The 12,136-nt window shown below is 39.2% G+C and carries 10 protein-coding genes; all 10 read left to right on the top strand.

What is annotated here, in order from left to right; genetic code table 11:
* Positions 1–225: 225 nt before the first annotated feature.
* The 10 genes from BLU33_RS21020 to BLU33_RS20975 all read left to right on the top strand — a co-directional run bounded on the left by BLU33_RS21020 (position 226) and on the right by BLU33_RS20975 (position 12,126).
* On the top strand, positions 226–927 hold the full coding sequence (locus BLU33_RS21020; RefSeq protein WP_197684528.1) for a formylglycine-generating enzyme family protein: 702 nt from the start codon (positions 226–228) through the stop codon (positions 925–927).
* Positions 928–1,351: 424 nt separating this feature from the next.
* A complete protein-coding gene (locus tag BLU33_RS21015) occupies positions 1,352–3,439 on the top strand; it encodes a sulfatase-like hydrolase/transferase (protein ID WP_091377864.1) in 2,088 nt (695 codons plus the stop codon).
* Positions 3,440–3,470: 31 nt separating this feature from the next.
* A complete protein-coding gene (locus BLU33_RS21010) occupies positions 3,471–3,824 on the top strand; it encodes an alpha-N-acetylglucosaminidase N-terminal domain-containing protein (protein WP_091377861.1) in 354 nt (117 codons plus the stop codon).
* 119 nt (positions 3,825–3,943) lie between these two features.
* On the top strand, positions 3,944–4,594 hold the full coding sequence (locus BLU33_RS21005; RefSeq protein WP_157682295.1) for a hypothetical protein: 651 nt from the start codon (positions 3,944–3,946) through the stop codon (positions 4,592–4,594).
* A 279-nt stretch (positions 4,595–4,873) separates the two neighbouring features.
* Positions 4,874–6,556: a glycoside hydrolase family 32 protein gene (locus BLU33_RS21000; protein ID WP_157682292.1), complete on the top strand. Its 1,683-nt coding sequence runs from the start codon at positions 4,874–4,876 to the stop codon at positions 6,554–6,556.
* A 317-nt stretch (positions 6,557–6,873) separates the two neighbouring features.
* The gene (locus BLU33_RS20995) at positions 6,874–7,272 is read left to right on the top strand and encodes a hypothetical protein (protein WP_091377852.1); all 399 of its coding nucleotides are present in this window, start codon (positions 6,874–6,876) and stop codon (positions 7,270–7,272) included.
* 71 nt (positions 7,273–7,343) lie between these two features.
* Positions 7,344–7,541 (top strand): hypothetical protein, encoded by a 198-nt coding sequence (locus tag BLU33_RS20990; RefSeq protein ID WP_091377849.1) that lies wholly within the window; start codon positions 7,344–7,346, stop codon positions 7,539–7,541.
* Positions 7,542–7,713: 172 nt separating this feature from the next.
* A complete protein-coding gene (locus BLU33_RS20985) occupies positions 7,714–10,164 on the top strand; it encodes an outer membrane beta-barrel family protein (RefSeq protein WP_172829278.1) in 2,451 nt (816 codons plus the stop codon).
* A gap of 148 nt (positions 10,165–10,312) precedes the next feature.
* Positions 10,313–11,422: a DUF262 domain-containing protein gene (locus BLU33_RS20980; RefSeq protein WP_091377843.1), complete on the top strand. Its 1,110-nt coding sequence runs from the start codon at positions 10,313–10,315 to the stop codon at positions 11,420–11,422.
* Positions 11,422–12,126 (top strand): HEPN domain-containing protein, encoded by a 705-nt coding sequence (locus tag BLU33_RS20975; RefSeq protein WP_091377839.1) that lies wholly within the window; start codon positions 11,422–11,424, stop codon positions 12,124–12,126. Before BLU33_RS20980 ends, BLU33_RS20975 begins: the two co-directional genes overlap by 1 nt.
* The last annotated feature ends 10 nt before the right edge of the window (positions 12,127–12,136 follow it).

Here is a 12,136-nt window from a genome sequence, read left to right as displayed (position 1 = left end):
AAACACTTCTCGTCGCCATTTTCCAAATCGGCCTTTATTGTGCCGCCAGGTCAATTAATAACTGTAAATTCTCAACAAAATAGTTTGAGATCGGAGCCTTTGAGACCACTAAATATCCCACCGTATGCCAAGCATAGGAACGTTATTCAAAAGCCTTTAGATGGAAATCTAAGGGCTTTTTTTTAGTTTTAACCCATAAATAATTGTAATACAGATAACACTATAATGGAAAGAACTAATGAGGCAAAAGATATTGAAAACATAATTGGCGAGATGGTGTCAATACCCGAAGGGGAAGTTACCTTAAGAGATGACCGTATAAAATATATCTGGAGTGTTAAAATACAACCGTTTTTGTTAGCCAAATATCCGGTAACACAAGCGCTTTATTATAAAATTACGGGCGAATGCCCCAGTGAATTTAAAGGGCAGGAAAATCCGGTTGAAAATGTATCATGGCGAGATGCTGTGCTGTTTTGTAATAAGCTTTCATTAAAAATGGAGCTTGAACCTTGTTATGCTATAGGTATATCGGGTGATATAGTATTTAACTTAAATACCAATGGATATAGACTTTCTTCTGAAGCTGAATGGGAGTATGCTTGCAAGGCGGGAACAACCGGGCCAAGATACGGCGAGATTGATGACATTGCATGGTATAAGCAAAACTCGGAACAAAAAACTCACAAGGTTGGAATGAAGACCCCTAATCCATGGGGACTGTATGATATGCTGGGTAATGTTTGGGAGTGGTGTTCTGACATATATGATGAGGCGGCTTATGGATCTTATCGTGTTTTCCGTGGTGGTGGCTGGTGCGATGAGCAAAGGGGCTGTATGGCAACAAATCGCAGGCGAAGTCATCCAACAAGTTTTAAAATTGACGATCTTGGATTTCGTATTGCGCGATCCATCAACCAAGTGTAGTGTTTTAGTTCTGTTAAAGCGGGAAATGAATCATCGAGAATTTTATATAGATCAATTATCCGCTAAATCCGCCGCACACTGTAAATCATCCATAAAAGAGTTCGAGTTTTATATCAGTATTCTTATCTGCGACAATATAGTTTGAAATACTTCTCATCGGCACCAAAATAGTAAAATCTAATTATACGATTATAATGTTTTCATTTTACGGATACAACATACTCATGAGCAAATTGTCTTAAGTTATATAAAGCAAGGTTGCTTCTTTTTAAAGGAATAACCAATGAGATTGGTTAGTTTGATGATTAACAAGGCTGACTTCGGCTGGTCTCATTTATGGAGTGCAGTTTCTATTATGATTAATTCATGCAAATGGCAACTATTTAAGAAATGGAAAGAATAGTAAACTAAAAAATTGAATTGTATGAAAAAAAAATACGCCACTATTATCACTATAAGTTTATTACTGCTGAGCCTTTCTGGTTTAACAGCCCATGCTCAAAAAAAGCCCAACATTATATTTATTTTGACGGATGATATGGGCTATGGGGATGTAGGTGTATTTTTTCAAAAACAACGGCAAGAATCAGGCGATAGAAGCAAGCCTTATGAGCTAACTCCTAATTTGGATATAATGGCAAAGAAGGGAGCCAGGTTTACCCAGCAATATTGCGATGCCCCCGTATGTGCGCCGTCAAGGGCGTCTTTATTAACGGGTGTTAACCAGGGGAATGCGAACGTTAGAGATAATCAATTCGATAAAGCGCTGGAGAATAACCATACCCTGGCAACTGTATTGAAACAGGCAGGCTATAATACGGTAGCGATTGGGAAATGGGGGCTGCAAGGCGTTAAGGAAGAAGGCCCCTATTGGCCCGCGCATCCTCTAAAAAGAGGCTTTGATACTTATTATGGGTATATGCGCCATATGGACGGGCATGAGCATTATCCGGTTGAGGGCGTATACAGTGAAAAAAAACAAGTATGGAGTGATTATAAAGAAGTATCGGCAGGTTTAAGTAAATGTTACACAACTGATTTATGGACTGCTGCTGCAAAAAAATATATAATAGCACATGAAAAAGGTAAGGATGCTGCAAAACCTTTCTTTATGTACCTGGCCTATGATACCCCGCACGCCGTTATAGAGCTCCCTACACAAGCCTATCCGCAAGGCGGGGGATTAAAGGGTGGCCTGCAATGGCTGGGCGAGCCGGGGCGCATGATTAATACAGCAAGTGGTCAGGTAGATTCATATACCTATCCCGAATATGCCAATGCTACTTATGATGATGATAATAATCCCGCCACACCCGAAGCGGCGTGGCCCGAAACCTATAAAAGATATGCCACAGCTACCCGCAGAATAGACGATGCTGTTGGAGATATTATGCAATTACTGGTCGACTTGAAGATAGATGATAATACCCTCGTTATTTTTACTTCTGATAATGGCCCATCTATTGAGTCATATCTGCCAGCCGCTTATATTGCCAATCATCCTACTTTTTTTGGAAGTTACGGCCCTTTTGATGGTATAAAAAGAGATTGCTGGGAAGGCGGCTTGAGAATGCCAACCATAGCTGAGTGGCCCAATCACATAACTCCCGGAAAAACGATCGCCACGCCCAGTATGCTGTCAGACTGGATGGCAACTTTTGCAGATGCAGCACATATTCAGCCTCCGGCCAGAACGGACGGCGTTTCTTTATTACCTGATTTAACAGGCAAGGGTAAACAACAAAACAGTTTGGTATATGTAGAGTATTATGAAGGTGGAAGGACCCCGAATTTTAAGGAGTTTGAAACCAGTCGTAGAAACAGGAAAAGAGACCAGATGCAGATGATACGGATGGGCGGCCTGGTTGGTGTACGGTACCAGGTTAAATCGGCTGATGATGATTTTGAAATATATGATGTAGTTAAGGACCCCAAAGAAGCTGATAACCTAGCCCTGAAACCGGGGTATGAAAAGATACAAGCGCAAATGAAAACTAAGGTATTGCAGGTACGCCACCCTGATGCTGAAGCACCTCGTCCTTATGATAACGTCCTGATTCCAGCAGATACAGTTGCAGGCGAATTAATATCAGGTGTTAGCTGGAAGTTTTACAAAGGGAATTTCCCCTGGGTAATTTCTGAAAAGAATTTGAACCCGAATGAAAAAGGTAAAAGTAAAAGTGTAAGCGGGCAAGAAGCCGACAATAAACCTGGGATGATCTGCTACGAAGGATTTATAAAAATCCAGGCTGATAGCAAATATACTTTCTCCATGCAAACAACTGGAAATGCCTATTTGCGCTTACATCAGGCGACATTAATTGATGAGGATTTCGGCTATCAACCTAATACAGAACTTACACGTGATGTTTATTTAAAGGCAGGTTATCACGCGATAAAACTAAACTATTTGTTGCAAAAAGGAATATCGCCACAATTGAAACTAAAATGGAAAAGTGATAAAGGCGATTGGACTGATATAGATGGAAAAGTCCTGTATCATTTGCAATAAACAAACACTTATTTAATACTAACTGATATAAATGGAAAAGCCAGGTTTGATGGTTATGAAAAAGGGCGTATTGCTTTTACTTGTTTTTTGCTTTCTTGTATTTACAACTAACGCACAAGATTTTGGTGGCATACAATCTTTAATTTCCCGTAGGCTTCCAGGGCTAAAAAACAAGGTCGTTTTTGAAAAAATACCCGGGGAAACTAAAACAGATACGGCAGTTTATTATACAAAAGACGCTAAACTGTTTATTAAAGCCAATACATTAAATGCCGCCTCATTTGCACTAAATGATTATTTGAAAAAGTATTGCAACAGCAGTTTCTCTCATACCGGTGATAATATACATATCCCTGAAATATTACCACAAGCTAATAAACCGTAACGCTCTCGTTAGCGATCTTTTCGGCCTACATGTATATCTGCACCTATCAATACGAGGTAGCATACCTCAAGGAGTTTAACATAGCAGATAATGTTATTACGTTGGATTTGAATACGATTTTGAAAGATGCCGTACATGTTTTAAGTTGTTTGGTTCTGTTTTTCATTACTTATTTTTTGATATTATCTCTATTTAGCGGCTTGTCAGCCAAGTCATATCGTCATAAGGCGTTTACTACTTTGATTGCACAATTAGTTGCAGCAGCAGCCGCGGCGAGAATTTTTCTTCCTTTTTCGATTAAAAATTTATCCTACATGGCATTCGGTATCATTGGATTTATTGTTTTGCTATTTGTTATTTGGATTATCGTGGCGTTGTCACACAAACCGAAGCCTGAAAAAACCGATGTTCAAATTAAACACCAAGCCGAAAAAGATCGATTATCAAACAATTATATTTCTCGGATGACTTACCTTATATCTTATCCATTAATGTTTTGTCAATGGTTTGGTGCCGGCGAAGCGTATCGTCAAACAGATTTCGCGGTTGTGCAAGACACCCTTAAATATGCGGTCGTTAGAAAATATGGCGAGCAACTGATTTGCGTTGAAATTGACAGTAACAAGATGCTGGGAAAGAAAATGGCAATTTATAAATTACCAATTGTCAGCCCAATCATTTTAAAGCATGAAACATTCGGGCCAATCAGCGCAATGTATCTTAACGATAATCCACGGTTCATTCCCCAAAAAAGAGCAATCCATAGATAATAAGTTATTTACCTATAGTCGATGTTGTTACCGCACCAGATGTTTACTACAAACTGGAAGCACAATGCAAATTAGCCATAAAAGAGTTCAAGTTTTGTAGTCTAAGGACCACATGATAAATCAAAAGCCTCCAGATGAAAATCTGAAGGCTTTTTGATTGTCAGGCAACGCCACACGAGTTGGTTAATTTAAAAGTTGGCTATATTTAGCATTCAAAGAAACATAAGAAATCAATCCGCTAAAATGGCCATGACGTTTTTTAGAAACATATTCCTCAGTATGAATGATAAAATAAATTGCGCACAAGAGTATCAACCTAACTTGATTAGGCTGGCAAGCAAAGCCATAGGCATTGTTATTTTTTTGTTTCTGCTTCAAAACGGTGTTGTAAAAGCCACTGACAGGCAATTTAAAATTGAAAAAAAATACCTCAACATCCCTGTTGGTAACCGGGCGAGGATGAAGCTTTTTAAAATAAACATCAATGGCTTAAGCAAACGGGAGTTCCCTGTTCAACTGGCAGAAGATGCTGTGAATTATTGGATTTTTATTGATGTCACTGAATTTAAGGGCAAAACAATTACGCTGTCATGCCCCACCACTGAAAAGGCGTTAAGCCGTATCTACCAGGATGACAGGATCAACGGGGAGGACAGCCTGTACAAAGAAAGTTTAAGACCCCAGGTCCACTTCACAGTTAAAAGAGGTTGGAGTAATGATATCAACGGCCCCATTTATTTTAACAATCAATATCATTTGTTTTGGCAGGCATTTCCGTTCGGCAAGTCATGGAATACGGGTTATATGTATTGGGGGCATGCTACCAGTAAGGATATGCTCCATTGGACCGAACATGAGCCCGCTTTGATGCTTGATAGTTTAGGTTCACCCTGGTCTGGAACAGCAGTTATTGATAAAAATAATGATGCGGGCTGGGGTAAAAATACCATGATATTATACTATACTGCTTTCGACCTTACTTCCTTTAAACAGGTGCAATGTATGGCCTACAGCACGGATGAAGGCAAAACATTTAAGAGGTATAGCGGAAACCCCATCATTGACAGCAATTGGGAGATGCAAACCAATGATACAAGGGACCCGAAAGTATTCTATTATGAGCCGGCTAAAACCTGGGTGATGGTATTGTTTGAAAGGGACGGGATGTCGTTCTATAACTCTACAGATATGAAGAAATGGCAAAAGCAAAGCCACTTCATGGGCCTGCATGAGTGCCCTGATTTCTTTGAATTACCTGTAGATGAGAATACAAATAATAAAAAATGGGTGTTACATGGCGGCAGTGCAGATTACTTTATCGGCAGTTTTGATGGAAAAACGTTCACGCCCGAAACGCCCAGAATGCGGTATGCCGTCGGTAAATCGGATCCGGATATTTTATATGCGGCCGAGTCTTTTGCTAACATGCCGGATAACAGGCGGGTACAAATTGCCTGGGGAAGGATAGCGCACCCCAATATGCCTTTTACCCAAATGATGTTATTTCCTACAGAATTTTCATTGCGCACAACTGCAGAGGGGATCAAGCTTGTGGCCAACCCTATCCGCGAAATAGAAACTTTGCACACCACATCCAATAAATGGGCATCATTAAAAGCAGGTGAGGCTAACGATAAGCTGGCAAAATTCATATCCGGTGCATATCATATCAAGGCAAAATTTACGATTGGTCAAAACGATAGTTTGCGATTGAATTACAATGGGAACGAAATTTTGAGTATTGCCGGTAATGAGTGTAAACCGGGTGACAACACTATTGAGATCATAATCGATAAAACTTCCTCCGAGATCTTTATCAATGGTGGCGAGCATTACGTTGTTGAAAGACTTTCAATATTTAATAAGCAAGGGTTAACATTTACCTGTTCCCAAAACTCTATCAATATTTTACAATTGGAGTTGTATGAAATGAAGTCTGTCTGGAATATCACAAATAAATAACGCGCCTGGTAGCCCCGGTCAGGCCAGCACGACTCGTTTAAGAGAAGCTTCAACGTGAATTTCAGCCTATCGTCAGTGTTATCACCGAACCATATCTACCCCACAGCATAATGCAACTCACCCATAAAAGAGTTTGAGTTTTGTAGTATAAGCACCACATTATTTAAAAAGCTTTTGGATGAAAGTCTAAAGGCTTTTTTGTACAAGTAGAATGCATGCAATATTTTAGGTCGAAGTTTACAAACTTCGACTAGTCGGGGGACAATGTCGCTCCATCCAAAACTGGGATAATAAAAATTAAGCCTACCTTTGATTAGATGACAAACAGCCGGAATATCAAACTCAAAGCGCTGATGGCAAAATGGTTGCTTATCTCAACCCTTGTCGTTAGTCTTTTTGCTGTTTCGGGCCCTGTTGGCCAGTCTATCTTTCAGTCACAAAAATCACGAACTGAACTTGTATTTTCCAATAATGCGAAGCCTGGTTACCGGGCCATTGCCTATCAAATACGGAGAGAACACGCTCGGCCCCAATTCATTTACAACGCCAGCCTGCTTCATTCGTGCCATTTATTAGCTTATGGCAGACTATCTAAGGTTAAGCTTGACCAGTTATTGCGGCAGGCCGATGGTTTACAAATCTGCCGGAGATCCCATCATCTCAAAATCATTCCTCAAAATCCAGGTGAAGACCCTGCTGATTGCTTTATAGCATAATTCTCCCAACAGTTTAAGCAGCTTTGACGGCCTTAAGGCAGAGCTGCGACCATTCATAATTTATTAAAAACATGAAAAGTTTCAAAAAGGCATTGAAGCTGGCATGCCTGGTGCTGATGATCTGTTTAGCAAGTATCGGTATCAGTATTGCCGGCGGCGCTCCTGTGCCTCTTTCCCGGAGAAAAGAAAACGACCCGCAAATCAAAATAGAATTGGTTGAATCAAAAGAAGAAACAACTGATTCAGTACAAATTGACATTAAATTATAAACAAAGTGCCCAGCATGAAGATATTAATCGAAAGGTATCAAGGTATATCGTAAATTCATGGATTTTGCAGTCTAATGATCACTTGAAAGCGGAGCATTAAAAATATGCTTCGCTTTTTTGTTTTTTATCCCTAAATATGTAACGAAACCAGATAAACCAGTGTCTTATGGTCATGAAACTGATCCGGATATTTCTTCCAGCCTTATTCACACTATTCCTAATCAACTTTGCCGGTGCACAAACAAGGGGCGGTAAAATTTCGGGCTTGGTTTTAGATAATACCAAAAAACCGCTCGACGGCGCGACCGTGATTTTGCTTGTCGCGAAGGATTCGACAGAGGTAAGTACCCAGCTTGTTAACCCGGATGGCAGTTTCACCTTTCAAAATCTAAAAGACAATACTTATATACTAAAAGTGACCTATATAGGCTATAAGGATTACCGTAGCAGCAATGTGGTAATCAGTCAGCAAAAACCGGTTGCTTTGCCGCCGTTTATTTTATCATCAACCGGGAAAACGTTGAATGAGGTAGCCGTGACCGCTCAAAAGTCATATGTACAGCAAAAGATCGATCGCACGGTAGTTAACGTAGGCGCGCTGATATCCAATACCGGCGCCAATGCTTTGGAAGTGCTGGAAAAGTCGCCCGGCGTACAGGTAGATGCCGATGGCAATATTACATTTAAGGGTAAAAGCGGTGTATTGGTGATGATTGATGATAAACCTACTTATCTTTCGGCTGCCGACCTGGCTACTTACCTGCGCTCGTTACCGGCTTCGTCGTTAGATCAAATAGAGCTGATGGATAACCCGCCGGCCAAGTACGATGCTGCGGGAAACGCGGGTGTGATCAATATCAAAACTAAAAAGAATTCCATCAGGGGATTTCATGCCGTGGTATCGGCAGATTACGCGCAGGGCTTTTATGGCCGCACTAATGAGAGCATTAACATGAATTACCGGGTAGACAAGGTTAACCTTTTTGCCAACATTGCTTACAATGGAAACCAGACTTTCAGGAGGCTGGAGATCGACCGGAATTATTTTGATGCGAACGGCGATCAAACCTCTTCGCTAAAAGATATTTCGTATTTCAGGCCGGTAAATAACAATACAAATATTAAGGCAGGTATGGACTTTTATGCATCGCCGAAAACAACCTGGGGCGTAGTATTTACCGGTACCATAGCACCCGATCATGACAATAGCCCGGTATACAGCTTGCTCTATGGCAAAAACGGCGAACTGGATTCAACCATCAATACCCAAAATACATCTAAAGATAAGTTTAACAGCAAAGGCATAAACCTGAACTATACCCATAAGTATGATAGTACGGGCAGGCAGCTAAATTTCGACCTGGACTATATCCGTGATGTATCAAACAGCAACCAGTTGTTTGTAAATAATACCTTTTTACCCGATGGTACTTTAACAAATTCGCAAACCCTGAGTGATAATTTGCCATCAACCATCAATATCTATTCTGCCAAGGCCGATTATGCCCACCCGCTTAAAGGCAAAGCAAAGCTGGAGGCCGGTGTTAAGAGTAGCTATGTAAACACGGATAACGCCGCAAATTACTATAACGTGGTTGATGGCGTAAGCACCATTGATTATAACAATACCAACCGCTTTTTATATAAGGAGAATATAAACGCCGCCTATGTTAATTTTAATAAGGATTTCGGCCGGTTCTCGTTACAAACAGGTTTGCGGGTTGAGAATACCAATGGCAATGGGCATCAGCTGGGGAATGCCGAAAAGGCTGATTCATCATTTGCTAACCATTATACAAACCTGTTCCCGACCGCGTATTTTTCCTATAATCTGGATACAGCGAAGCATAACGTGTTGGTGCTTTCTTATGGTCGTCGCGTAGGCCGGCCTAATTATAGCAGTTTAAACCCTTTTACTTTTTTTGTGGATGAGTTCACCTACTTTTCGGGTAACCCCTTCCTGAAACCGCAGTTTACCGATAATTATAAACTGGCCTATAGCTTTAAAAGCCTGTTTACAGTTGCGGTTGCCTATGATTATACAACCGATGTGCAAGGTGAAACTATACATAACGATGGCAACGTGTTCATCAGCACCACCGGCAACATAGGGCAACTGAAAACATTAGATTTTTCAATAAACACAAATTTGCAGCCTGCCAAATGGTGGACGGTTAACCTATATGCCGAATTCTATAACAATACTTACCAGGGGCAATTTTATACAGGCTACCTCAATCAATCCAAAAATACATTTGATTTCAATGGCAGTAACCAGTTCACGATATCAAAAACCTGGAGTGCCGAAATCAGCGGCTTTTATGATAGCGGCGGGGCTTATGGTCAGTTTATTACCCTACCCAAGGGCATGCTGAATGCAGCTATTCAGAAAAAAATATTGAATAACAAAGGCTCCATCAAGTTAAATATGCGCGATATCCTGCACACCTTTAGCCCGAGCGGCACTATCACCAATATTGAGAATGCAACTGCAACGTTTCACAACTTTGTGGATACGCAGGTGGCAACCCTGGCATTTACCTATAGCTTTGGCAAATCAACCAACAACCCTCCAAAACGGGAAACCGGCGGGGCGGATAGTGAGCAGGGGAGAGCACATTAATAAGTTTTTTGCTCAAGCAGGATGCTTGTAGTATTTTAGGTCAAAGTTTTTAAGCTTCGACTCTTTGTTCATACAATCTTTTAGGCTACAAACGCTTATGCTATATTATTATTTTTTGTGTAATATTAGAAGAAATTAATAATTTATCATGGCGAAGAGAAAGCTTCAAGAAAATAACCTGGCAGATATACTTTTTCCAACTCTTTCGGAAGAGGAGCTAAGTGAGTCGATAATCAATATTCCTCCTGAGCAGAGACGTCTACACACTGAAACATTGGATTTCTCTATATCTACGGTTATTGATTCATTAACAAAAGGAGATATGTTTATTCCAGAGTTTCAAAGGAGATATGTATGGAGTGAGGCTCAAGCATCAAGATTGATTGAATCATTAATTATACAATGTCCAATTCCTGTTATTTATTTAAATCAAGAGAAGGATGAAAAACTATCGGTTATAGATGGAAATCAACGTTTATTGAGCCTTCAAAAATTTATAAGAAATCAATTCGGATTAAAGGGATTAACAGCTTATCCAGAACTTGAGGGTAATAAATTTTATGATTTAGATCCTAGATTTCAAAGACACATACTCAATCGTACCTTGAGATGTATTGTAATAGCTAAAGACACCCATCCTCAAATAAAATTTGATGTTTTTGAAAGACTTAATTCCGGTTCTGTCAAGTTAACTGCACAAGAATTACGCCACGGTCTCTACCACGGTTCCTTTATGAAGCTTGTTAATGAACTGGCGAAAGATAAAAATTGGCAGAAGTTAATTAATCTAAGCGCTAACAAAAGAATGAAATCCGAAGAGCTCATAATAAGGTTTTTTGCATTTCATTACAATCTTGAGAATTATAAAAAACCATTGGCTAATTTTTTAAATGAATTTTGTGATGCTAATAAAGAATTAACAGAGGATAAGAAATTAGAATATACGTTATTATTCAAAAGGACCATTCAAAACATTCTACTTTTATTCGGAAGTCTAGCTTTTAAGATATTTGACAAGCAGTTAAAGCCTGTTAATAATTTTAACGCGGCACTTTTTGATGCTGAAATGTTATCAGTAAGCTCATATTCAGAGGCATTGGTGGTAAAGCCTAGCGTTAGTAAGATTTTAATAAAGAATTTAGGAGAAAAATTCGATGAAGAAGAATTTATCAAAACCTTAAGTGTTTCAACAAGCGATAAAAATCCTATAAACAAACGAGTATCGATAGTAGATGAATTAGTAAAAGCAGTACTTTAATGCCATATACAAAAAGCTTAGCTAGGAAAACCATCGATATTGAAATTGTTAAGATGATTTCGATAATTAAGGATACATTAAAAAATAAATCAATCAGTTCTGATACAAGAGATTATGTGTTAAGTTGCTGCATTATGCTCGGTTCTGCAAAAATGGAGGTGTATTTCGAGGACTTTTTCGATTCTTGGATACAAAAAGTCAATGCACTCAATTTGACTTCAACACAATTACCTAAAAACTTACGGGCAGTTTATCTGAATCAACTGTTTTTAGTCAATGGTTTTAAAAAATTACTTTTTGAAAACAACGAACCTAATTATATCGAGCTTATTTCCAATGGACTTTCTGATGTACACTTTCATTTGACTGATGAATCTAAATGTCTTCCAAGATTAAGTGCAAAAAAGATTTATCAAAATAAAAAGTATCCTTCACCAGATAATTTAAATACAATGTTCAAAAGAGTAGGAATTAATAAGGTATTTAATGAATTGAATAAGAGTGCAAAGTTGGATATTAAAAATTTACTTCAATCATATAATGATTTTCGGACTGCAATAGCACATAATGGCATTCCAACTGGGATAAATCAAAGAGATGTTATTGATAAATTAAAGGATCTTCAAATCATCGTTTATCATATAGATAAAATGCTCTTCAGGCACTTGATTAAGTATACTACAATGGCTTCATGGACAATCTAATTTGTCGTTC

It is taken from the genome of Mucilaginibacter mallensis, assembly GCF_900105165.1.
Taxonomy (GTDB): domain Bacteria; phylum Bacteroidota; class Bacteroidia; order Sphingobacteriales; family Sphingobacteriaceae; genus Mucilaginibacter; species Mucilaginibacter mallensis.
The sequence above is the reverse complement of the archived record's forward strand: the minus strand, read 5'-3'. Positions and strand labels throughout refer to the sequence as shown.